Origin of the sequence: Bacteroides sp. D2 (assembly GCF_025147085.1) — a bacterium.
Taxonomy (GTDB): Bacteria; Bacteroidota; Bacteroidia; order Bacteroidales; family Bacteroidaceae; genus Bacteroides.
The window spans coordinates 5,269,176-5,293,512 of sequence record NZ_CP102261.1 but is presented as its reverse complement, the minus strand read 5'-3'; the positions used below and the strand labels follow the sequence as shown (position 1 = coordinate 5,293,512).

Annotated in this window: 22 protein-coding genes; 19 read left to right on the top strand and 3 right to left on the bottom strand. The window is 42.5% G+C overall.

Translation table 11 applies throughout. The features are described 5' to 3' along the window. The first annotated feature begins 1 nt into the window (after position 1). The 4 genes from NQ505_RS19800 to NQ505_RS19785 all read left to right on the top strand — a co-directional run bounded on the left by NQ505_RS19800 (position 2) and on the right by NQ505_RS19785 (position 8,797). Entirely contained in the window at positions 2 to 3,391 is a 3,390-nt protein-coding gene (locus NQ505_RS19800; protein WP_008998384.1) for a TonB-dependent receptor, read from the top strand. A gap of 28 nt (positions 3,392 to 3,419) precedes the next feature. Further along, a complete protein-coding gene (locus NQ505_RS19795) occupies positions 3,420 to 5,234 on the top strand; it encodes a RagB/SusD family nutrient uptake outer membrane protein (RefSeq protein ID WP_008998383.1) in 1,815 nt (604 codons plus the stop codon). A 73-nt stretch (positions 5,235 to 5,307) separates the two neighbouring features. Further along, positions 5,308 to 6,747 carry a sulfatase gene (locus NQ505_RS19790; RefSeq protein WP_008998382.1) on the top strand — a complete coding sequence of 480 codons (1,440 nt, stop codon included), beginning with the start codon at positions 5,308 to 5,310 and terminating at the stop codon, positions 6,745 to 6,747. 1 nt (position 6,748) lies between these two features. Further along, on the top strand, positions 6,749 to 8,797 hold the full coding sequence (locus tag NQ505_RS19785; RefSeq protein WP_008998381.1) for a glycoside hydrolase family 2 protein: 2,049 nt from the start codon (positions 6,749 to 6,751) through the stop codon (positions 8,795 to 8,797). A 64-nt stretch (positions 8,798 to 8,861) separates the two neighbouring features. On the opposite strand, the gene NQ505_RS19780 is transcribed toward NQ505_RS19785, so the two are convergent. Further along, positions 8,862 to 9,260: a DUF2809 domain-containing protein gene (locus NQ505_RS19780; protein WP_032853359.1), complete on the bottom strand. Its 399-nt coding sequence runs from the start codon at positions 9,258 to 9,260 to the stop codon at positions 8,862 to 8,864. 241 nt (positions 9,261 to 9,501) lie between these two features. Between NQ505_RS19780 and NQ505_RS19775 the strand changes: the two genes are divergently transcribed. Further along, positions 9,502 to 10,395 (top strand): flagellar motor protein MotB, encoded by an 894-nt coding sequence (locus NQ505_RS19775; RefSeq protein ID WP_004325852.1) that lies wholly within the window; start codon positions 9,502 to 9,504, stop codon positions 10,393 to 10,395. Positions 10,396 to 10,594: 199 nt separating this feature from the next. Here NQ505_RS19775 and NQ505_RS19770 read toward each other — a convergent pair whose 3' ends face one another. Together NQ505_RS19770 and NQ505_RS19765 are read right to left on the bottom strand one after the other, a co-directional pair. Beyond that, positions 10,595 to 11,179, bottom strand: coding sequence for a hypothetical protein (locus NQ505_RS19770; RefSeq protein WP_008998379.1), 585 nt, complete (start codon positions 11,177 to 11,179; stop codon positions 10,595 to 10,597). Between the two features lie 507 nt (positions 11,180 to 11,686). Further along, positions 11,687 to 11,989: a helix-turn-helix domain-containing protein gene (locus tag NQ505_RS19765; protein ID WP_008998378.1), complete on the bottom strand. Its 303-nt coding sequence runs from the start codon at positions 11,987 to 11,989 to the stop codon at positions 11,687 to 11,689. 112 nt (positions 11,990 to 12,101) lie between these two features. Here NQ505_RS19765 and NQ505_RS19760 point away from each other — a divergent pair, with 112 nt between their 5' ends. From NQ505_RS19760 to NQ505_RS19695, 14 genes are all read left to right on the top strand, one after another. Continuing rightward, positions 12,102 to 12,329, top strand: a complete 228-nt coding sequence (locus NQ505_RS19760) for a hypothetical protein (protein WP_008998377.1) — start codon at positions 12,102 to 12,104, stop codon at positions 12,327 to 12,329. Positions 12,330 to 12,353: 24 nt separating this feature from the next. Next, a complete protein-coding gene (locus NQ505_RS19755) occupies positions 12,354 to 12,902 on the top strand; it encodes a phage antirepressor N-terminal domain-containing protein (protein ID WP_008998376.1) in 549 nt (182 codons plus the stop codon). A 141-nt stretch (positions 12,903 to 13,043) separates the two neighbouring features. Beyond that, the gene (locus tag NQ505_RS19750) at positions 13,044 to 13,322 is read left to right on the top strand and encodes a hypothetical protein (RefSeq protein WP_007478432.1); all 279 of its coding nucleotides are present in this window, start codon (positions 13,044 to 13,046) and stop codon (positions 13,320 to 13,322) included. An 18-nt stretch (positions 13,323 to 13,340) separates the two neighbouring features. Then, the gene (locus tag NQ505_RS19745; protein WP_004303404.1) at positions 13,341 to 13,598 is read left to right on the top strand and encodes a hypothetical protein; all 258 of its coding nucleotides are present in this window, start codon (positions 13,341 to 13,343) and stop codon (positions 13,596 to 13,598) included. Between the two features lie 17 nt (positions 13,599 to 13,615). Continuing rightward, positions 13,616 to 13,882, top strand: a complete 267-nt coding sequence (locus tag NQ505_RS19740; RefSeq protein WP_007478431.1) for a hypothetical protein — start codon at positions 13,616 to 13,618, stop codon at positions 13,880 to 13,882. Between the two features lie 198 nt (positions 13,883 to 14,080). Beyond that, positions 14,081 to 14,263 (top strand): hypothetical protein, encoded by a 183-nt coding sequence (locus NQ505_RS19735; RefSeq protein ID WP_004318165.1) that lies wholly within the window; start codon positions 14,081 to 14,083, stop codon positions 14,261 to 14,263. Between the two features lie 22 nt (positions 14,264 to 14,285). After that, entirely contained in the window at positions 14,286 to 17,189 is a 2,904-nt protein-coding gene (locus NQ505_RS19730; protein WP_008998375.1) for a hypothetical protein, read from the top strand. Next, on the top strand, positions 17,186 to 17,500 hold the full coding sequence (locus NQ505_RS19725) for a hypothetical protein (RefSeq protein ID WP_008998374.1): 315 nt from the start codon (positions 17,186 to 17,188) through the stop codon (positions 17,498 to 17,500). The genes NQ505_RS19730 and NQ505_RS19725 overlap by 4 nt, the downstream gene beginning before the upstream one ends. A 594-nt stretch (positions 17,501 to 18,094) precedes the next feature. Then, positions 18,095 to 18,583 (top strand): hypothetical protein, encoded by a 489-nt coding sequence (locus tag NQ505_RS19720; RefSeq protein WP_008998373.1) that lies wholly within the window; start codon positions 18,095 to 18,097, stop codon positions 18,581 to 18,583. Positions 18,584 to 18,670: 87 nt separating this feature from the next. Continuing rightward, a complete protein-coding gene (locus NQ505_RS19715; protein ID WP_195483817.1) occupies positions 18,671 to 19,105 on the top strand; it encodes a hypothetical protein in 435 nt (144 codons plus the stop codon). 61 nt (positions 19,106 to 19,166) lie between these two features. Continuing rightward, positions 19,167 to 20,033, top strand: a complete 867-nt coding sequence (locus tag NQ505_RS19710) for a S49 family peptidase (RefSeq protein ID WP_008640069.1) — start codon at positions 19,167 to 19,169, stop codon at positions 20,031 to 20,033. Between the two features lie 24 nt (positions 20,034 to 20,057). Further along, positions 20,058 to 22,259, top strand: coding sequence for a hypothetical protein (locus NQ505_RS19705; RefSeq protein ID WP_008998371.1), 2,202 nt, complete (start codon positions 20,058 to 20,060; stop codon positions 22,257 to 22,259). Between the two features lie 59 nt (positions 22,260 to 22,318). After that, positions 22,319 to 23,125, top strand: coding sequence for a hypothetical protein (locus NQ505_RS19700; RefSeq protein ID WP_008998370.1), 807 nt, complete (start codon positions 22,319 to 22,321; stop codon positions 23,123 to 23,125). A 115-nt stretch (positions 23,126 to 23,240) separates the two neighbouring features. Beyond that, complete coding sequence (locus NQ505_RS19695) at positions 23,241 to 24,188, top strand: hypothetical protein (RefSeq protein WP_008998369.1); 948 nt, start codon at positions 23,241 to 23,243, stop codon at positions 24,186 to 24,188. Positions 24,189 to 24,337 lie beyond the last annotated feature (149 nt).

Sequence of the window (24,337 nt, the reverse complement as noted above, 5' to 3'; positions counted from 1 at the left end):
AATGCTTCTGCTTTTGTCTGTAGGAAACGTTTTGACTGGTGGTTTCCAGCTATCGGCACAGGAACAAAGTAAGCGATTCAGTGTGAAAGTAGATAATATTACTTTAAAAGAAGCCATTGAAGTAATAAAGAAGCAAGGCAATTACTCTTTCCTGATTCGTAATAATGACATTGATTTGAATAGGAAAGTCTCTGTGAATATAAATAACGGTACTATTAATGATGTGATGGGACAATTGCTGGCCGGTACGGACGTCAGTTATGAAGTGAACGGAACCCGGGTGATTATGTTCCATGCAGTGACACCGCAGAAAGAACAGGAAAAAGCGTTTGTCTTAAAAGGCAGAATCACTGATCCTACAGGTGAAGGGGTGATTGGGGCAAATGTGAAAGTAGTCGATTCTACGGAAGGTACCATTACGGATATGGATGGCAATTTTTCCTTGATGGTTACTCCGAATGCCCGTTTATCCATATCGTATATCGGCTATGCCACACAGGAAGTGGTGGTGAAAGATCAACGTCCTCTCAATGTAACTTTGAAAGAAGATACCCGGTTAATAGACGAAGTAGTAGTTGTTGGTTACGGCGTACAAAAGAAAGCGAACCTGACAGGTGCGGTGAGCAGTGTGAAGATGGATGATGTTTTAGGCGACCGTCCGGTGGTGTCTGTGAGTGACGCTTTGAAAGGGGCAATGCCCGGTTTGCAGATTACAGGTAATTCAGGAAGACCCGGTGAAGAAATGAGTTTCAACATTCGTGGTGTCAACAGCCTGGATAAGAATGGGAAACCGCTGGTGCTGGTGGATAACGTGGAGATGGATATTAATATGCTCGATCCGAACGATATTGAATCGGTGACTGTTTTGAAGGATGCGGCATCTTCTGCTATTTACGGAGCACGGGCAGCTTTCGGTGTGATTTTGATTACTACAAAGAAAGGCTCGGATGCAACTAAACTCTCTATTAATTATTCAAATAACTTTTCTTTTAGCAGACCTGCCAATATGCCTCATAAGGCTACTCCGCTCCAAACGGTACAGGCTTATAAGGACATGGGGACAATCAATTATCAAAGTGGTCAGAACGTAGATACCTGGTTGGGACTTTTGAAGGAATATAATGCTAATCCGTCTGCATATCCGGATGGTTATGCAATGGTGGACGGGCTGCGTTATAGCTTGGCAGAAACTGATCTTTTCGATGATATGATGGAGACTGGTTTCCAGCAAACTCATAATATCTCGGTAGGTGGCGGTACGAAAGATATTTCTTATCGTTTCTCCTTCGGTATGGTGAATGAAAATGGGGTACTGGCTTCGGATAAAGATACGTACAAGCGTTACAATGTGTCTTCTTATCTCCGTTCAGATGTGTTTTCATGGATTACTCCGGAATTGGATATTAAATATACGAACTCTAACTCTTCTCTGCCGGAAACTTCCGGAGGATATGGTATATGGGGAGCAGCAGTCGCATTCCCTTCTTATTTCCCTACTGGAACAATGAATATCGATGGTGAAGAATTACCGATCAATACTCCTCGTAACTTGATTGACCTGGCATATCCGACAACTATTCAAAAGAATAATCTTCGTATTTTCGGAAAGGTTACAATCAGTCCTTTGAAGAATGTGAAGTTGATTGGTGAGTATACATTCAATCATCTAAGTAACGAGAAAACGAAATTTGAGAAGAAGTTCTATTATGCACATGGAGGTAACTTTGTGAAAGAGGTTTCCACTGCCAATTCCAAGTATGAATATTCCAATGGTATTACGGATTATAATGCATTGAACTTCTATGCTAACTATAACAACTCATGGGGCAAACATGATGTAACGGTGATGGGAGGTTTCAATCAGGAGAGTAGTGATTATCGTTATGCTGAGATGTCGCGTATGAATATGATTAATGAAGATCTGCCGTCTATTTCGCAGTCGACAGGTGATTATTTTGCTAAAGACAAATTTGAACGTTATACGGTAAGAGGGTTGTTCTATCGCATTAACTATTCGTTTGCCGGCAAGTATTTGCTTGAAACGAACGGACGTTATGACGGTTCTTCCAAATTCCCGAAGAATAGCCGTTTCGGTTTCTTCCCTTCGGTTTCCGCCGGATGGCGTATCAGCGAGGAAGCATTTATGAAACCTTTGAATTCTGTTCTTTCTAACTTGAAATTGCGTGGTTCTTGGGGTAATATCGGGAATCAGAGTATTAGTCCTTATGCATATATCCCTGGCATGGATGCAGAGCAAGCTTATTGGACTGTTTCAGGTATTAAAGTTACTACTTTGAAACCAGCTGCTTTGGTTAGCAATAGCTTTACTTGGGAAAAAGTAACGACAATTGATGTCGGATTCGATCTTGGACTATTGGATAACAGATTGAATATGGTGTTCGACTGGTATCGCAGAGATACCAAGGGCATGCTTGCTCCGGGCTCTGAACTTCCGGGTGTATTAGGTGCGAGTGCTCCTTTACAGAATACGGCTGACCTTCGTTCTAAAGGTTGGGAAATCTCGGTTGACTGGAACGATCAGATCGGAAAAGTGAAATATAGTATAGGTTTCAATCTTTACGATGCAAAAACTAAGATTACCAAATACAATAATGAAACGGGATTATTTGGTAAGGATAAGAATAATAATGAAACATATCGTGTAGGAATGGAGCTGGGTGAAATCTGGGGATATGTAACCGATCGTTTGTATACAGTGGATGATTTTGATGCGGACGGTAAATTGAAACCGGGTATTGCTAAAGTGGAAGGATATAATCCGAATCCGGGAGATATATTATATAAGGATTTGGATGGTAATAATATAATCAACAGCGGTACCAGTACAACGAAAGATCCGGGAGACCGTAAAATCATCGGTAATAATACCCGGCGTTATCAGTATGGTATTCATGGTAGTGCAAGTTGGAACGGTTTTTCTCTGTCATTCTTACTGCAAGGAGTTGGTAAACGGGATTTGTGGGTGATGAACGATCTGTTTTATCCGCATTATGATGCTTGGACTACCGTTTATGATTCACAGTTGAATTACTGGACTCCGGAAAATACGAATAGTTATTTCCCCCGTATTTATGAGAAAGCGGCCGGAAATACAGATGCCAATACACGTGTACAAACTCGTTATCTACAGGATGGATCGTATTTAAGTATTCGTAATATAACGCTTTCTTATAATTTCCCGTCTAAGTGGATGAGTAAGATTGGAGTTAATAATCTGGCTGTGTTCTTCAGTGGTGAGAATCTTTATACGTTCGACCACTTGCCGAAGGGACTTGATCCGGAACGTTCTGTCACGGATGATTTAGGACAACGTGGTTTTACCTATCCGTATATGAGACAGTATTCGTTCGGTATAAACCTTTCATTCTGATTGTTTCACAACTTAAAGAGTAATTATTATGAATAAATATATACTATGTGTAAGCGTTAGTCTTTGTTTGTTGATGTCGTCTTGTCTGAATGACGAATTTCTGGAGGTTTATCCCAAAGGACAGCAAACAGAAGCATCGGTCTTTACTACCTATGATAACTTTAAAACGTATACATGGGGATTGTATAATGTGTTCTTCGGATATACGTATGATACAGGGCAAACGGATGAGATTTTCCGTGGTGATTTTGAATCGGATAACATGATAAAAGGATTGGATGGATATGAAGGTCAGTGGGCATATCGCAAAGCAAAGGCTACAGATGAGTCTAAAGATTGGGATTATGATTATATCCGTCGTGTCAATCTGATGCTCGATAATATCGATCATTCGGAAATGAGTGAGACCGAGAGGGAGCATTGGAGAAGTGTGGGATATTTCTTCCGTTCTTATAAATACTTTCAGATGCTTTCCAAATTTGGTGATATTCCCTGGGTAGAACATGCTTTGACAGAGGAAAGTCCCGAGCTTTATGGAAAACGTGATAGTCGTGACTTGGTGGCTTCCAATATTCTGTCTAATTTGAAATATGCGGAAACACATATTGGCAGTAATATCGAAGCGGATGGGAAAAATACAATTAATATGTATGTGGTGAAAGCTCTTATTTCCCGTTTTGCTTTATTTGAAGGAACTTGGAGAAAATATCATGGTTTGTCGGGGGCAGATACTTATCTGGAAGAATGTGCCCGTGCTTCTGAAGAGGTGATTAAGCAATATCCGAATGTGCATCCTAAATATGATGAGTTGTTTAATTCGGAAACACAGGATGGGGTGACAGGTATTCTTCTGTATAAGGCTTATGAAACCGGACAGTTAATGCATGGTTTGACTCGTATGGTGCGTACAGGTGAATCTTATATTGAGGCAACGAAAGACGCGGTAGACAGTTATCTTTGTACGGATGGACGACCGGTTAGCACGACAACTAGTCATTATGGGGGTGATAAGAATATGTATGGACAATTCCGTGATCGTGATTACCGGTTGTATTTGACGATCTGTCCTCCATATATGGTGAAGAAAGAAAACGGACCTAGTACGGCTGATTGGAAATATACGGATAATGCGCAGGACAGAGAATTTATAGATTTAATGGCTACGATTTCCGGTGAAACTTATCATCGTTTGCCGTCTTCCAACTTTAAAGGATTCACTGTGCAAGGACAACCTCACTTTAAGAATATGAACTGGGGACAGGGCTGGAATGCTTCCCAAATGGGATTCTGGGTATGGAAATATTATAATACACATACTGTAGCTACCAACGCGAATGGGGTGAATACAACAGATGCCCCGCTGTTCCGTATAGGTGAGGTAATGGTAAATTATGCCGAAGCGATGTGCGAATTGAATAAGCTAGACCAGGCTGCTGCGGATAAGTCTATTAACAAACTTCGGGCAAGAGCTAATGTGGCGAAAATGGTGGTGAATGATATTAATGATGCTTTTGATCCGAAGCGTGATCCTTCCGTTCCTGCTCTCTTGTGGGAAGTGCGTAGGGAGAGACGAGTTGAGTTGATGGGTGAAGGTTTCCGTCTGGATGATTTGCGCAGATGGAAGAAAGGAGACTATGTTAACAAACAACCGCTGGGTGCTTATGTGACAGGGGCTTCGGCCAAGAATCTGAAAGTAACGGGTGGTGCAGGTGCTGATGAAGGATATGTTTATTTCTTTGATACCCCGCTTGGATGGCAGGAACATTATTATCTGTATCCGTTGCCTTTGAAGCAATTGGCTTTAAATACGAATCTGGAACAAAATCCGGTATGGACAAAGTAATTTTAAATTGAAATGATGCACAAGACCTGTAATATTTTAGTATATTGCAGGTCTTGAAAATTTAAGGTAGAAAATGAAAAATAGAATATCAATAAAATATGCGTTTTTTTGTGGAACAGCTTGCTGCATCTCATCTATACTACGTGCACAACAGGATGCATCCCAAATGAATGTCCTTTTTATAATGGCTGATGATATGCGTCCCGAACTGGGGTGTTACGGGGTGGATGTAGTGAAAACTCCTAATATGGACCGTTTGGCGGCAAGTGGTGTCTTGTTTCAGAATGCGTATTGTAATATTCCTGTGAGTGGGGCATCCCGGGCTAGTTTATTGACGGGGGTATATCCTCATTACCCCGATCGCTTTATTAGTTTTTCCGCCTATGCTAGCAAAGATTGCCCCGAAGCAATACCTATTTCGGGATGGTTTACCCGGAATGGTTATCATACTATTTCGGACGGCAAGGTGTTTCATCATATCAGCGATCATGCGGATTCGTGGAGCGAGCCTCCTTACCGGAATCATCCGGATGGATATGATGTATATTGGGCGGAATATAATAAATGGGAACTTTGGATGAATTCGGAATCGGGAAAAACGATTAATCCGAAAACGATGAGGGGACCTTTCTGTGAATCTGCTGATGTTCCTGATACTGCCTATGATGATGGAAAACTTGCAAACCGGGCTATTCGTGACTTGAAAAGGATGAAGGAGGCCGGCAAACCTTTCTTCTTGGCTTGTGGTTTCTGGAAACCTCATTTGCCGTTCAATGCTCCAAAGAAATATTGGGATTTATATAAACGAGAGGAAATACCTTTGGCTACCAATCGTTTCCGGCCTGAAGGATTACCGGAGCAGGTTCGTAATTCGAGCGAGATATATGCGTATGCACGGGTTACGGATACGAGTGATATTGACTTCCAACGAGAGGTAAAACATGGATATTATGCTTGTTTGAGTTATGTGGATGCACAGATCGGCAAGGTATTGGATGCATTGGATGAACTGGGATTATCGGATAATACAATTGTGGTTTTGTTGGGGGATCATGGCTGGAATCTGGGAGAACATGATTTTATAGGTAAACATAATCTGATGGATACTTCTACTCATGTACCGTTGATTGTCCGTGTGCCGGGAATGAAAAAGGGAAAAACAAAATCGATGGTGGAATTTGTTGATTTGTACCCGACTTTATGTGAACTTTGTAAACTTCCTGTTCCCGCTGAACAGTTAAGCGGGCAAAGCTTTGCCGGGGTTTTCAAGAATTTGAAAGCTAAGACGAAAGGTGAAGTCTATATTCAGTGGGAAGGAGGAGATAATGCTGTTGACCGGCGTTATAGTTATGCGGAATGGATGAAAGGCGACGTGAAGAAAGCCAGTATGTTGTTTGATCATCAGATTGATAAGAAGGAAAACAAGAATCGGGTAGATGAGAAAAAATATAAGAATAAGGTCGAATCATTATCTTCTTTTATCAGAATAAAGAAGTCATCATTAAAGAAATAATATGAGAACAGTTTTTTTACAGTCCAGCCGTTTGGTATCGGTTGTTTTATTCATGCTTTGCGGTATGTCGATGTTTGCCCAGCGACAGGATATCTTGCTAAATAATGATTGGAATTTCCGGTTTTCGCATCAGGTACAAAAGGGAACAGAGGTAAGAGTTGATTTGCCTCATACTTGGAATGCGCAGGATGCTTTGTCCGGTAAGATAGACTATAAACGGGGAATTGGCAATTATGAGAAGAATTTATTTATTCGTTCCGAATGGAAAGGAAAACGTCTTTTTATTCGTTTCGAAGGAGTGAATAACATTGCGGATGTGTTTGTCAATCGTCGTCATATAGGTGAGCATCGTGGGGGATATGGGGCTTTTATCTTTGAGATCACTGGAAAGGTGGAATATGGAAAAGAAAATTCTATATTGGTACGAGTGAATAATGGTGAACAGTTGGATATTATGCCTTTGGTCGGTGACTTTAATTTTTATGGAGGTATTTATCGGGATGTACATTTACTGATTATTGATGAGACGTGTATTTCTCCTTTGAATTATGCTTCTCCCGGAGTACGTCTGATACAGGATAGTGTGAGCCATAAGTATGCTAAGGTGCGTGCTGTTGTTGATTTATCAAACGGAGGTAGTAGTAATCGGGAAGTAGAGCTTAATGTACGCCTGTTAGATGGTCAAAGGGTGGTGAAAGAAGGAACAAAGAAAGTGAATCTTTCTGGAAACGCAGCAATGCAGCAGGAATTTACATTTGAAATCGATCAACCTCATTTGTGGAATGGTCGCCAGGATCCTTTCCTTTATCAGGCGGAAGTGATTCTTTCCCGGAATGGTCAGATGGTAGATCGTGTCATACAACCGTTGGGACTTCGTTTTTACCGGATTGACCCTGATAAAGGTTTTTTCTTGAATGGAAAACACTTGCCTCTTCAAGGCGTTTGCCGTCATCAGGATAGGAGTGAGGTGGGCAATGCGCTGCGTCCGCAACACCATGAGGAAGATGCGGCATTGATGTTGGAGATGGGAGTGAATGCTGTTCGTCTGGCGCATTATCCGCAGGCTACTTATTTTTATGATCTGATGGATAAGAATGGTATTATTGTATGGGCTGAAATACCTTTTGTGGGGCCTGGTGGATATAATGATAAGGGTTTTGTGGATTTACCTGCTTTCCGTGCCAACGGAAAGGAACAGCTCAAAGAACTGATTCGTCAACATAATAATCATCCTTCTATTTGTGTATGGGGAGTGTTTAATGAGTTAACAGAGTTGGGAGATAATCCGGTTGAGTATATCAAAGAATTAAATGTGCTGGCACATCAGGAAGATCCTACCCGGCCTACGACCTCCGCAAGTAATCAAATGGGAGATTTGAATTTCATAACGGATGCTATTGCTTGGAACCGTTATGATGGATGGTATGGTGGCACTCCCGCTGATTTGGGGAAATGGTTGGATCGAATGCATAAGGATCATCCGGAAATATGTATCGCTATCAGTGAATATGGTGCCGGTGCAAGTATTTACCATCAACAAGATTCGTTGGTTAAAACTGTACCAACCAGTTGGTGGCATCCTGAAAACTGGCAGACGTATTATCACATTGAAAACTGGAAAACAATCTCTTCCCGTCCTTATGTATGGGGGAGCTTTGTCTGGAATATGTTTGATTTTGGCGCTGCACATCGCACTGAAGGAGACCGTCCCGGAATTAATGATAAAGGTTTGGTTACCTTCGACCGGAAAGTTCGTAAAGATGCTTTCTACTTCTATAAGGCCAACTGGAATAGGGAAGAACCAATGCTTTATTTAACAGGCAAACGTAACACAGTACGTACACAACGTTTGCAAACAATTACTGCTTTCACGAATCTGTCAGGAGCCGAATTGTTTGTAAACGGTAAGAGTTATGGTAAAGCAATACCGGATTCGTATGCTATTCTGGAATGGAAAAATGTGGAACTAGAACCTGGTGAAAATGAAATAAAGGTTGTTTCCACTAATAAGAAGTTACCTTTGAGCGATAGTTTTCATTGTAGATTGTGATAGGTAGTTTAAATGATAATCGGAAAGAGCACTGTAAACAAAGTAGGTTTGCAGTGCTTTTTTTCTAGGGGTTTCTCTTTTGGGAGATAATAATCCTTCCTGAATCTATAACAGCGGATAATGATACTCCAACAGTATAACAGATCATATCTGACCATAGAAAACCATGTCCAAAGATTAATGCTCCAAGTGTGGTGTTTCGTACAGTATTTGCCCAGTCTGCTTGGTATAGTTGGCTAATTTCTATACAATAAGAAAATAATAAGGAAATAACAATGGTCTTGAGTATAGATAATGACGGGAAAAGAAAGCGTATTCCACAATATACCATGGCTGCCCAAAGCGTATCGCCTGAATACTCTGCAATAAATTCGGGCAATATATCACCATGTTTTCGGGAAGCCAATCCTAACACTATAATTGCGAAAGTAATTGCAAAATAAATCCAACGTTTGTTTTTCACGCAGTAATGTTTTAGTATGGTGCAAATTTATAAAATTAAGTTGGATAACTTGGCAGGATGGATCAAACTCTGATAAAAACAGATTTTATTTGGTGAATAAACCTTTCGTTCTTTTGAAATGTTATAAGGTCGTTCGAGCTTTATCTCGATAAATGTGTTCATAACCAACCGATTTACGCAATTGTTGTGGAAACGGCTGCAGTTGGTCACTTAAAAAGTTAGTAATTAAAATAATAGAGTTATGAAGAATCTTTTTCGACCGTTGTTAGTACTGACAGGATGTATAGTATTGGCGAGTTGTGTAAGTCAGAAGCAATTTAAAGGTTTAAAAACTGATTATACAAAGTTGCAAACAGAATATCAGGAAAGTCAATTGCAGCTAAGAGAAAATCAGGCACGTTCAACAAGTCTTGAGGAGAGACTTGCCGAAGCGCAGCGGAATAATAGTGAGTTACGCAAGAGCTTGTCCGATATGCAAAGCATCTTGAATAAGAGTCTTACACAGAGCTCTCAAGGGAATATGAATATGGGTAAGTTGATAGATGAGATCAATGCTTCAAACCGTTTCATCCAGCATTTGGTTAAAGAAAAGAATAGATCAGACTCTTTGAATCTCGTAATGGTCAATAAACTTACCCGTTCGCTTACCCGTGAAGAGATGCGTGACTTGGATATTAAGGTATTGAAAGGTGTTGTATATATTTCCTTAGCAGATAACATGCTTTATAAATCAGGAAGTTATGAAATTAGCAATAAAGCAGAGGCTGTGCTTAGTAAAATAGCCAAAATCATTCAGGACTACAAAGATTATGATGTTTTGGTAGAAGGAAATACAGATACCGATCCGATATCTCGTACGAATATACGTAATAATTGGGATTTGAGTGCGTTGCGTGCTTCATCTGTTGTTCAGGCATTACAGAATATTTATGGTATAAATCCCAAACGCCTGACTGCTGCCGGTCGAGGTGAATTTAATCCGGTAGCCGGTAATGATACGGCAGAAGGAAAAGCTCGTAACCGCCGGACCGAGATTATTATAACTCCTAAACTGGATCAGTTTATGGATTTGATAGATCAGGCTCCTGATAATTCTTCATCAGGTATAGTGGGGGATGAGAATACAAAAGAGTAAAGGAAATATTTCCATCTAGGGCTAATAATAAAGCGATGAATTTGAATTCATCGCTTTATTATTAGCAATTTGAAACAGATACAGTAAAGTGTTAGAGGTATCTATATTTTATTTTCAGAGCTTGAGAAATTGCTCTATTTTATAGAGAGTCCGATTTGAAATGAGTATTGCTGATTTTAAATGTTTTCGGCAGATGGACCTATTTTGAAAATTCAAACTCATATGGATAAGGAGTTTGATTCCATGAAACCCATTCTATCTTTCCATAATTATGCAAATCACATGGGAAAACTACAGAATAGTCCCATGGATTATATCGATATGGTATGTCAACATATTGACAAGCATATTTATTTGAATATAGCCAATGATATCCTGTTTTAGAGTCGCTATATATTGCTACCATAAAATATTTACCAATCTTTACTTTAGCGGAAGTATATGTTTCTTTTATTGACGAGGCAAATATAGAATAAGTAGCATCAACTATGCTACCATCTTTCTTTTTAATTTTTGATTTTGACAGCAAATTCCAAGTTTCATCTTGTATTTTTTGATAATCAAGTATATTCCCTGAAAAAGTTTGCTTTTTCACATCAAATTCCTCATTGTTGTCAGCCTTAAATAATAAAAATGTGGTGGAAATATTTTCGTAATCAGACTCTGGAGTAAGAGCTTTGTATCCATTTAGCCAAATTTCCTGAATGTCACTTTTTTCTTCATCACTTTTACTACATCCAACTACTATCAGTGCAGTCATAATTAAAAATAGAAGTTTTTTCATGTCTAATTTATTGATTATAGTACAAAGGAACACACAAAACCACGTATTAGCAAATTTTACGCCAACAAATTGAGCTTAGAACTGTATTTTCAGGAATTATTCCTTTTTCATTTTCAGAACCTTCTCCAAATTATCAAAGGAATATTTCATATATACTTTATAATTTAATGCACCAAGTTAAAATGAATTTTATGTGAAAAAGAATCTCTCCCTTCTTTTTTTGAGTGGCTATTTTACATTAATCAGCAGTATACTTATGTCATAAGATAGTTCTGTTTTGATGTAAGAACGATCTTTTTTGTGAAATACAGATTAGAATGGGGAGTCTATGCAGATTGTTTTTTTAATTCAGAAATGAACTTTTTTAGAAAAGAAAAACGCTAATTATCTGTTGATAATCAGCGTTTTATTTAAGTGATTCAAGTAACGTTCTTTAATCGCCTGATTATTAATTATTTACACAATTGCGTAGCCTACAATATGCCTACATTTCTTATCTATTACAGGTTATTTCTTACTTAATAAGACTTGTATTAGACGTTCCTTCTCTTCGAGAATCTTCTTTAAATAAGCGATTTCTGCCTCTTTATTAAGACTATTTTCCGTATTACTTTCCAAAGGATTATCAAAGAAAATACCGGGAGAAACATTAAATACCTCTGCTATGGCTTCAAGAGTTTTAGTATTGGTTGATCCTGTTCTTATCATGGATTGAATACTACTTTCATCCTTACCAATTCGGGAAGCTAATTCCCTAATCTTGATTTTATTCTTTTCGCATAAATCCCTTATAAGCAATAAATTAGCCATAATTCGATATTATATTTACAATATTTAACATGAATTATTCTACTGAATAAGTAGAATAAAACTATATTTGTGATATAAATATAGAAATAAATAATAGATTTAATGTGATGTTATGGCAAAAAAAACTTTAAAAAGAAATGAAGACGGCGAGAAGTTAAGAATGTATCTAATTGGTTTACCGCTGAAAGATTCTTCTAAAATGGTGACAAAATTAGCGGAAGCATGTAAAGTACCACTACATACCGTTCATAATTGGCGCGCCGGATTATGTCGTATTCCCGAACTTGCCAAGGATAAGATCGAGGAAGTAACAGGCGTGAAAATCTTCCATGTGGACTAAATAACCTTTTAAAACTTAAATGTTATGAATACAAAGATTATTGCGAGAGTGAACAACGTAGATATCTTGTCTACAGGTGACGAGCAATTTGTGGCAATCAGACCCATTTGTGAAGTATTGGGGATTGATCCGGAAGGACAGAGGCAGCGGATAGAACGGGATGAAATACTCGGTCCAGCTGCCTGCCTGATAAAGGCAATTGGAAAAGACGGAAAGAGTTATGAAATGTATGCTATTCCTTACTGTTATGTTTTCGGCTGGCTGTTTTCTATTGACATCTCAAGAATAAATGAAAATGTAAAAGCATCGGTTCTGGAATATAAACTTGCATGTTACAAGGCTTTGTTTACACATTTCACGGAGTCGCAAACCTTCCTGAAACAAAAGCAGACCGTTATCGAGCAGAAAGTACTGAAGTGCCAGGAGTGCCAGTGTCGTTTTAAAGAGGCTCAAAAGTTGATGAACGAAGCTAAGACGGAATTAAATCAGGTAATGAAAATAACGATTGATGACTGGAGGGCTAATAATTGCCGGTTGGATTTACCTTTTGTTTCCGGTGAAATGGATGATTGACTTTAGAAGCAGGTAATAAATACCCGGGGCGGTTTTTGCCGCTCCATATAATAACCGCCGGAGTGTGGAGATAACCCCGAAGGGCGAAAGCGGGTGTTATTGGTAGTTCGATGCTATCCTCCGGCACAGCTATAAACAACAATGAGCAAAATTTACATAGTAACTAAAAGGGAATCCGGAATATACGAAGAAGACGGCGTTTGGTTTTCTATCCTTGCCGCATTTGATACGAGAAATAAAGCAGAAGAATATTTAAAAAAATATGTAAAAACGGCTCCTAAAGAAGCTTACTACACTTTCTATCGAATAGAATCTGTTCCGTTGTTTCTTTCTTCTCATAAAGTGAAAATAAACAGACCGAAACATACGACCTATCCTATTGGTGAATTGGTAAAATTAAAAATAAGTGGTGAAAAATAATTCAAATCAAGAACAGAAATGAGCAAAAAAATCTCCATAAAAGTAACTGAAGCACAACCGCTTCCTTGCCCTTATTGCAATGGTTTTTACGGTTATCAGTATAGTGATCTGTTTAGAATGAGTTACACGAGTGTGCATAATTCTGACGGTACATATTCCGGTGGGGAATATTCCGATGGAGTTTCCTTAAACAAGAGTAAAACAGCTTATTGTGTGAATTGTGGTACCAAACTACCTTTTACCCTAATACGTGAAGGTGAGGAACAAGTCGAATAATTAAAAATAAATAAGAAATGAAATCAACAATTACCACCCCCGATGAATTAACCACGCTACGAATAGAAGGCAGTAGTGGAACCTATAAAATATTCAGTAGCTTCCGCCCCATGGAATCCCCTGCGTTCGTGGATGCAGTAGACAGGAAGTATAATCTGGCGGAGATTAAGAATCTTTCCGGCGGAAAAGGTTATTTCCTGGTACACTTGAACAGAGAGCAGCAGGAAACCATACAGGAGGATTTAAACGCTATCCTTTGCGATAGTGTGCCATGTCTTCTATAAACTAAGACGATCTTAACGAAATGCCATGAAAGAAGACAGACGCCTAAGAAACCTACGTTATCAGATGCGGAAGAAAGGTTACCAGTTCGATACAAAGAACCTGGTGGCCATTATGCCTTCACATGACAAACGTTCCCTTCTCCAGGAAAGGAGATTAAGCAAATTCGGTTTTTCAATTCAGTATAACATGTTTGAACAATGAAAGATAAAAATTTAAAATACATCGCCCACGCTATTATCGTGGTTGCCTTTATGGGACTGATTGCCTTTGTCATTTATTATACGGGTAAAACCGCTTTTCTTTGGCTGTTATTATTCGTTTTCCTGTATCAACCTTGGGGAGACTTGAAAACAAAGCAGGAGGAAAACAACGAAAAATAAGTAACTATGTAACTTTATAACGATGATAAAGGCAGAAGACATCTACAAAGTAACCAACAACGGGCTGGATATAATTCTACATTATTATCCGCAAGCCCGGGATTGTGTCGGAACCAACCGCCATTTTAAACGCCGGCCGTCAGAAGACGACGCGTCGGCCTGTATCAAATTGTTCGGTAAGGAAGGTTCCCAGCAGGTTTATAAGGTAACGGATTTCGGCGATACCGGAACGGCTCAAAGTCCCGTCGATATCTGCATGTATGAGGAAGGCCTCCGGTTTAACGAGGCTATCCTTAAACTTGCATCCATGTACAACGTAACCGATGAACTCAACCGTAACGTAAACAAACCGGATATCCGTAAAGTTCCGGCCTCCCAAGATCAGAAAGACGGTACTAAAATTTTCGAGCTTGCCGATCATCTCGCCCCGGATCAGTTACGCATACTCGGCCCCCGTGTCACCCAGGAGAACGCCGAGGCCCTGCACTGGTATTCGGCCAAATATATAGGGTATGTAAAAAATCGCGAGGTAACCTATAAATACGCGACTGCGACATACCCTATCTTTATGCGCGAATGTCTGGTAAAACCGGCCGAAGGCGACACGCCCGAAGTGAAGTTCTATAAAATATACGAGCCCCTGAATCCGGACAAGCAGTGGCGTTTTTCCTACACCCCGGAAGGTGTCAAGCCGAAGGACTATATAAACGGTCTTTCCGAACTGAAAGCCTTATACCGGGAGTTTAATTCCAGGGAAGAAGCCGCCTTTAAAAAGAATCCGGCCAATGCGGAAAAGCCTTATAAGGAACAGAAGCTGCAGGAGGCGTTTATATGTTCCGGAGAGCGCGACGCCCTGTGCGTTAAATCGCTGGGCTTTTCCCCGATCTGGTTTAATTCGGAAACATATAAACTTTCCGAACAGGACTACAAGGAGATCATGAAATACGTTGAAGTCCTGTATAACATACCCGATATCGACACGACGGGCAGGGTGAAGGGTACGGAACTTGCACTACGTTTTATCGATATCCACACGATCTGGCTACCGGCCTGGCTTACCACTTACCGGGACCAGCGGGGCAAACCCCGTAAGGACTTCCGGGACTTTATGGAATTACGAAGCAAGAACGAGGATTTCCGTAACCTTATGACGCTTGCCATGCCCGCCAAATTCTGGTATTCCAAGTTTAACGAGAAATCCCGGCAATGGGATCACAATATAGACGCGGACTGCCTTCACTACTTTTTACGTCTTAACGGTTTCTATTCGCTTCATGATGAAAATTCCAGTTCAACGAAATACATCCGTATTACCGGCAATATTGTAAAACTGATAAAGGCAAAGGATATCCGGAAGTTTATCCGCGGTTGGGCCCAGGATAGTTTTTTATCCCGCGATATAAGAAACCTTATTCTGAACAGCCCCAAACTGTCAGATACGGCCCTGGACAATTTGCAGGAAATAGAACTGGACTTTACCAATTATACCCATAATACGCAGATGTTCTTCTTTCCCGGTTGCAGCATGGAGGTAAGCGGTATCGGTATAAAGGAACATCCGGCCAACGGCAGCACATTATCCCACTACGTTTGGGAAGAAAATGTACTGAAACACAAAGTCCGTCTTATGGAAGACATGTTTACCATTTCCCGTAAAAAAGACATAGAGGGCAACGATGTATTTGATATCCGGATAAATGCCGTACCGTCTAACTTTTTCGGCTATGTAATCAATTCGAGCCGCGTTTACTGGCGTAAGGAACTGGAATACAATTTCGATAACAAGAGCGTGGGGGAAGCAGAATCCTACCGGGAGAAACATAAATTCGATATCGAGGGGGAAGGCCTCATGGCGGAAGAAGTGGCCGAACAGAAAAAGAACCTTATCAATAAGATATTTACTATCGGTTATATGTTGCACCGGTATAAATCCCCTTCCCGTGCCTGGGCACCGCAGGCCATGGATAACAAGATCGGTGAAGACGGGGAATGTAACGGGCGTTCGGGTAAATCATTCATGTTCAAGGCCCTTTCCTACTTTATGAAGACCGTCAAGCTTTCCGGCCGTAATCCTAAACTAATGGATAACCCGCATGTGTTCGACCAGGTGAACCAGCATACCGACTTTATTCTGGTGGATGATTGCGACCGGTATCTTAATACGGGCCTGTTTTACGACATCATCACGTCAGATATGACCGTGAACCCGAAGAACAACCAGTCGTTTACTATACCTTTCGAGGAATCGGCCAAGCTGGGATTTACAACTAATTACGTTCCTATTGATTTTGATCCGTCTACGGAAGCCCGTTTGCTGTACCTGGTATTCTCCGACTACTACCACCAGCGTACGGAAGATAACGACTACCGGGAAACGCGTTCTATCCGGGACGACTTCGGTAAGGATTTGTTTTCCAAGACTTACAGCGAGAACGAGTGGAACGCCGATATAAATTTCTTCTTGCAGTGCTGCCGTTTTTATCTTTCCCTTTGCGAGGAATCTATAAAATTGCTTCCGCCCATGGAAAACATTATCAGGCGTAAATACAAGGCCGATATGGGAAATAACTTTGAGGATTGGGCGAACTCTTATTTCTCTCCGGACAGCGAGCACCTGGATAGCTTTATTGTTCGTGAAAAGGCTTTTGCTGATTACAAAAGCTTTTCCGGTGTGAATAAAATCACGATGCAGCGTTTTACAAAGGCCCTCAAAGGTTTTGTGGCCCTTTGTCCCTACATTGAGGAACTCAACCCGAAGGACCTTTGTAACTCCCAGGGGCGTATTGTACGTAAGGATAACGACGGAAAGGCCGCTGACATGATCTATCTACGTTCATGCGGCACGGCGGAAACGGCTGCCGGTGGTGGAACGGAACCGGCCGATCCGACACTCATGTTTGTACCTGATGAACGACCGGATGAATGAATAACGCGCATTTGAAATTAAACAGCATGTCCGAGTTTACCGCGCTCTGGAACAGCGGCGAGAGGTTCCGGAAATTCGCCGAACAGGTCTACCGCTATCTGGAGCGTATGAAACCCGGTACCGTCCTGATGCTGGAACGCTATTCGGGCGAGCAGCTCGAATGGATCATCAAAACGGCCTGTGTTTTTATCCTGGAAGGAGACAACTCCCTGGAGTATGAATTTAATGAGGACTATACGGCCGTCGTGCACCGCTATGTACCCCCGGACGTAAAGAAATGGATTTTAAGCAGGTGCAAACATCGCGTATAAGACGGATCGGAGCCGGTATAAGATACGAAAAGAGGGACCAGATACGAATGTGTCGGTCCCTCTTTTCGTATGGAAACAGATGCGTCCCGCCCGGCTTCCCTCCCCATACCCCACCTCTATTTCATACAAAATTTTAGTAACCTTGTAACCTTTGTTTGCTTGAAAGAAAAAAGTCTGAAAATCAAATAAATAAATAGGAAATAAAGGTTACGAAGTTGCAGTTACAAAACGGTTACTAACTTTTCCGGTTTGTAACACTGGCCTTTTTATCTTCTACCGGTAAGCCCGGTTACAAACTGTTTTCCTGCCATTTTTTTGTAACGGGAATTAGTAACGCTACTAAGTTGCTAAAATACAGCATATTATCTTTACCGGTTGCCCGGTTACGAAATTACAAAAATTTAGTACCGGATTATATTAGAACAGCTTGGCAGAGAAAATACCGGCCGTGTGGCAGCAGGAAAAGGCACGTTATAATTATTCTCCCAGAGTATATTTATTAAAATGGCGGCTGAAAGCCTACATTTTCTCGTAAATGGCAGAACAACAGCCCATAAAGAAATATCTTTGCCCTTAAAAAGGAATGTTATTGTTATGATTACCACCCGAATACAGATTGAATCCTACCTGGCCGAGTATGTCCGGGGCAAATATTACGACGAAACGGTCGGTACCGTCCGTTTTCCTTCTTCGTCCGATATCTATGTGACTATTTACGATCTCATGGAGAAACGGCCAGTTAATTGTTCGGCTGACCGCGGCAACCTGGAGTTTATGCTGCCTGACCGCCGGGAGGCCAATTTTGCCGGCGGCAAGTCTCCGGAACAGTTCAATTACATTTCCGTACGTGGTACCGCCATTCTTGAAAAGCGTTTGCGTGCCCTGATGTGGGCCGAGCTGCACGAACTCATGGACGAAAACAAGCACCTGCACGGTATCGAATTTAAGGAAACCGTTTTTACCTTCCTGAAAAAGTATAATATCTCTTCCATTCAAGAAGACGGACTACTGAAAAACTACCAGCGGTGGCGGGATAGTTTCAGGCGTAAGAAGAAAAGGGCCTATAATCGAAAAAAAGTGTAAAAAAGCAAGTTATTTTTTACCTACCAACTGTATCTGTTTGTCCTTTTTTGTCCGGTTTTTGGCTGAAAAACGTCCGAAAAATGCTGAATATTTGATTATCAACACTTTATATCTATAATTATGTCAAGGAAGTTAATATCCTCCGCCCATAGCCTGCAACTGGTTCCCGTTTACAACATTATTCATTTTGGCGTCGTGCGTTCGAAAGTCGTTATTCGCTCAATCGGAAAACCTGATATTCTTACGATCGTACCGGGAACCTTAAAACCAGGTGACAGCAAAAATGAAGACGTCTATACTAAAAAACATACCTTCAAACTTGCCGACGTGTCGCGAAATAAGACGCTTTATCTGGAAAACCTGAAAGCGACGCCCTTTGTCGCTCTCTATATTGATGAAACGGGTAATACCCGTGTTTCCGGTTCTCCCGATTATCCGCTTACCTTTTCTTTTGAGATCGGCGGGGGGCTGTATAATTGTACCCTGTCCGGCACGGGTCCGGGCGTTGATGCGTTTCTGTAGGCTTCTTTCAGTCCTTCTCTACCTATAATATAGGCGTTTTCTTTGTCGTAAAAAAGAGAACGTGGACAAAATACAGGAGATTTTTACAGCACCTTGGGCAATCGCTGATAATGATTATTACCGGTTGCTTTCTTTACTTGTGCCGTGTGTTGCAGCCGGCAACCTGGATGCGATCGAAAAACGGCTTAACAATAATAAAATAACCGCTTACGCTACTACTCCTTACCTTGCCAACCGGTGGGAACTGGATGATGACACCCTGCCGGCTGACAGCGTGGCCGTCATTATCCTGGAAGGTACCTTGTATTCTTGGGAGACTTACCGCCTGGAACAGCAACTCCGGGATATTTCCGGTAATCCGAAGATTTGCGGCGCGGTACTCTGGATAAACGGTCCGGGCGGTATGGTCGCACATGTGGACCTGGCGGCTAAAATGATTGCCGAATCTTCCAAACCTATAGCTACTTACGTGGCCGGTACCATGGGGAGTGCCCATTTCTGGCTGGGAACCGCCGCCGGTAGAACCTTTATCGCTTCCCCTATGTGTGAAGTCGGTTCCGTCGGGATCATGCTTACTTACCAATCTTTTAAGGAATATTTCAGGAAACAGGGCATTGATTACCGGGAAATCTATCCGGATAGTGCCGATCTGAAAAACTATGAAACCCGCGCGATTGAAAAGGATAACAACGAAGAGCCTATAAAGCAGCGTTTGGTCGTCATGCACCGTATTTTCTGCGATGCGATCAGTCGGAACCTGGGTATTGCCTACGATCCGGAACTTCCCCTTTTCCGGGGACAGATATTCACCGGCGACGTGGCCGTGGCAAACGGCTATATCGATCAGTTCGGTACGTTGGAAGACGCGGTAAAGTGGGTACTGGCACAGGCCACCGTCAGAAAAGTAAACGAGATGTATAACATATAGTATTAACTTCAAAATTTTGTATATATGAAATTTAAGAGCTTTTCCGCTCACATTCTGGCCCTGTTGGGCCTGTCGGAATGGAGCAAGATAGAGGATAAAAACTCTATCACGGCCGAGGAAGTGGCAAAACTGAAAAACTACGGTTTTACCGAAAAATTCCTCACGGACTTTAAAGCGTCCCTCGAGAACGACTTCCAGGACGAAGCCGAAGACGGAAACCAGGGAGAGGAAACCGAGGAACCCAGAACTACCGCTTTCCTTCGCGGTTTGTTGGGTGATACTGCTGCCCGTCTGACACAGGCGCAGGAACAGCTTGAAGCCTTGCAGACGCAACAGCGTGACGAAAACCGGAACAACACCGCGCTGATTGCCAAGAAGGATGCCGAAATAACGAAGCTTTCCGGCATTATCGCCCAACTTTCGGCCGCTGCGGAAGATGATCCGGGCAAAGGGAAGCAACACAACGCCCAGGCGGACGGTAAAGGGGCTTTCAATCTCCAGGATGAAAAGCAGCTGGGAGGCTTGCAGGGTGAAATGTTCTCACTGGACCGCCCGTATAACCTTCGCGCCAAAGCTGCGTTAATGGAGGCTGCCGGTTTTGAAATGATTGCTCTTCCGAAAGCAAGTTCCATTGACTACAGCCGTTTGAAGGAGGACCTCGGGGCCTTTTACCGTATTCCCTGGCAACAGCGTTTGCAGTCGTTTTTAATGGAACTTCCTTCCATTGAAAGTATTTTCCCGCTTGAATCCGGTTATCAGGATTTGGCTACGCTGGTAAACATTTGGCTGGGTGAGTTCTCACAGGCCGGTAATGAGGAATCCGACTTCGACAAGGTGACTAAAGGTTCCTACGAGTTCGACGATGAAACCCTGCGCATGTTCAACGTGATGTTTGCACACCGTTTCAAAAATTTAAAAGCCCTGGAGAAAACCTGGATCGGCACTTTGAACAAGGAAGGTTCAAACCCTATCAAGTGGTCTTTTATCGAGTACATCCTGGCCGAAACTGCCAAGAAGTTGCATAACGAGCGCGAACAACGCCGTATTAACGGAATCCGTAAGGACCCGAATCTGAACGAACCGGGCAAAGCACTTGCTGCAGCTGACGGTCTGTATGAGTTCCTGAACAAGAAAGTGAACGGACATACCGATATCAATAACGGAAAGTTCGTTTACCAGATCAAGCCGTTCGAGCTGGGAGAACTTACCGAAGCAAACATCGGTGAAAAGGTGTACAAGGGTACTTCCATGATCCCGGCGGTTCTTCGTGACAGCGGTAACCTGGCACTTTATATGCCTTCGCACTTTATTGTATTGTATCATAAATACAATGAACTGCATTACGGACAGAACCAGGATTACAAGGCTAATATCATGTATGTGAAGGAATATCCGGCGGTAAAGATTATCCCGGTTCCCAATGCTGACAACCACCACCGTATTTTCTGGACGTTTGAAGGCAACATTAAAACCTACGAGGACAAACCGGGTGAAATGACGGCTTTCAACCTGGAGCAGGAAGACTGGAGCCTGAAAGTCTGGAGTAACTGGCGTGAAAGTATCTGGGCTATTGCCGTGGGCTTCAAGTACACCAAGAAAGAAGATATGGACTATACGCGCCAGATGATCTTCTGTAATGAGTATGACCGCCCGGCGTCTTACTTTGTGGACGCTGACAAGGACAAGAACCCGTCGGCCAAGCTTCATACCTCCATTGTTACCGTAGCCAACACAGCCGAATTTACGATTACCGATATTGAAGACGCGCCGGTAGGTACGGTTATTTCCCTGAAATGCGGAAGCGTGGATAAAGGTGTTAAGATTGAAAAGAGCGGAAACTTTGAACTTATTTCCGAGGCCTGGCAGCCCGGCAAGGGGGATGTTATCAAACTGATGAAACGTGCCGACGGTAAATTTATCGAGATCGGCCGCGAAAACGCTTCTTCCGATGCGTTACAGTTTGCGCCGGATGAAACGGAACCTTCCTTGCTTGACGGTGAAGTATTCGTAACCGGTGAGAATACAAAGGCGACGGCAATCACTAACTTTACCGATGCGGAAGCCGGTGTTGTTTACACGATCTACGGAAACGGTTCTGAATATGCTTCCACCATTGCGGCCGGCGGAAACTTTGTTTTAACCGAAGCTATGACACTTTCCGAAGGCAAGTTTATCAAGCTGGCGAAAGCCGCCGACGGTAAATTCTACGAAGTGGCAAGAGGCTAATTTTTTGCGGAAGGGATACTTTATCCCTTCCATTTTATAACATTATAAATCATTAAGTTATGACATACGTAAAAGCAAGCGTAAGAAGGCCGGCCGGCAATCCAGGTAACGGTATTCAGCCCAAGGATCAGCTCGTAATTTACGACGTTGACGATATTCTTTCCTTTCCGCAGAGAAACGATGCCGGCGTGGTTATCGAGGATGATATCGTAATGAAGGCGGGACGTTACGCGATCGGTATTTACCTGACACCCGGTACCGCTGAAATCAGTTCCAACAGTGACGGGGAAACGGACGCCGAAGGTTATACGCCTTCCGTTAAGTTCAATCATCCCGGTAATGAACAGGAAATTCGCGAGTTTAAGACAAACTGGCTGTCCAAGAAATGTATCGTTGTGCTCCGTTATTGTAGCGGAAAGCCTGCCGATCTGATCGGAACACCCTGTAACCCGTGTAAATTATCCGTTTCTTATACCGGTTCCAATGAATCGAATACGAACGAGCTTACTTTCACCCAGATCAGCAAGGGGGATGATATCGCCATTTACCGGGGTACCGACACCCTGGAAGAACCGGTGGCCGTAGTGGAAGCCGGTGCCACGGATATAGATTACCAGACGGACGGGCAGTACCAGCTTTCCGCAGGTGCGGCTAAGATAGCCGGTGTTACCGGTGGAAGTCATGGATCGGTAATTACCCTTATGGGATGTTCGGGCGTTGCGCCCACAGTGGAGACGGGCGGTAATTTCCTTCTGAAAGGTGGTAAGACGTTTACCGCTTCCGAAGGTTCCCAACTGACGTTGCGGGCGTTTAACGACGGTTCGGAGGCTATGAAATGGATTGAACAAAGCCGTTATGAGGCGTAAGTAAACGGCTTTCATATAATTCAAAGGGTGACCGGCAGCACATGCCCGGCCACCCTTTGTCCTTTTTAGGGTAATTGCCCCTTTTTTCCTTTGTATCATCAAATTTTTATATAGTATGAAACAGGAAATTATTACCTATCTGGCCGGTCCGCGTAACTTCATTCAGGGCGTGGAACTGTACGAGAAATACGGTATCAACCGTATGTTAAAGAAGTCATTCCGCCGGCAGGGAGAAACGGAAACGATGAAGGCCATTCTTTTAGAGGAACTACGGAAGTTGGCCGGGCTTTCCGAACGTGAGTTTAAGACGATCCGGCGCAACTCCAAACAGCCGGCCGCGGTAAAAATGGAACCCGTCCGGGAGGAAACACCCAAAACGCCGGTAAAATACAGCGATGATTTGTTGCTGGAACTTGCCGAATCTTTCGGTGTCAGCGTGGAAGAACTCGTTTCGTCCGATTTCCGGGATAAGGTTCTTTCCATGGATGAAAATGCCGACCGTGTGGAAGAGCTGGAAGAGGAACTGGAAGAGGCGGAGAAACGATACAAGGCAGCTCCGGAAACCGTAACCAAAATGATACGTTTCCGCGAGAAATTTACCTTTCTGAACTCTCCGGATTGTCCCGACATTCTGAAAATACTTGTTTCCGACATGTTCACCGCATACGGGAAGTATAAGGAAGCTTTTGCCCGCCTGGAAGCCACGCCGGATGATGTCAGTTCACTTTCTACAGCACAGGAAGCGCAGGCGGTTGTGGAAAACTTCATCGCTAACCGCGATATGTGGGACGAACTGGAATATTACCGGGAGAACGGAAAGATTCTGGGTAAATGTGAGAAGGTAAAAAGTTTGTCCGTCCGTAAGGGCGTCGAGAACCTTTCGGATATCGACATACAAAAGGCACTGAATAACGCCCGCGCCAACCTTTCAAAGAATAAGGCGAAACTGGAACAGGCCGGGGATGATGAGAAGAAGAAAACGAGTGCCCTTGCATTGATCCAGAAGTGGGAAACTACACAGAAGGCCATAGAGGAAGAAATCGAGGCGCGAAAAAAAAAGTAGTCGAACTTATTGCCAGTCTGACAGGGAAACGGCAACGGATCACAAAGAACCTGGGCCGTTTCTCTCATCCTTGCGACCGCTCGGAGCTGGGACACCAGCTCAAAACATTAACCCTCCGGATAGAAAAAGAAGAAAGCCGGCTTAAACAA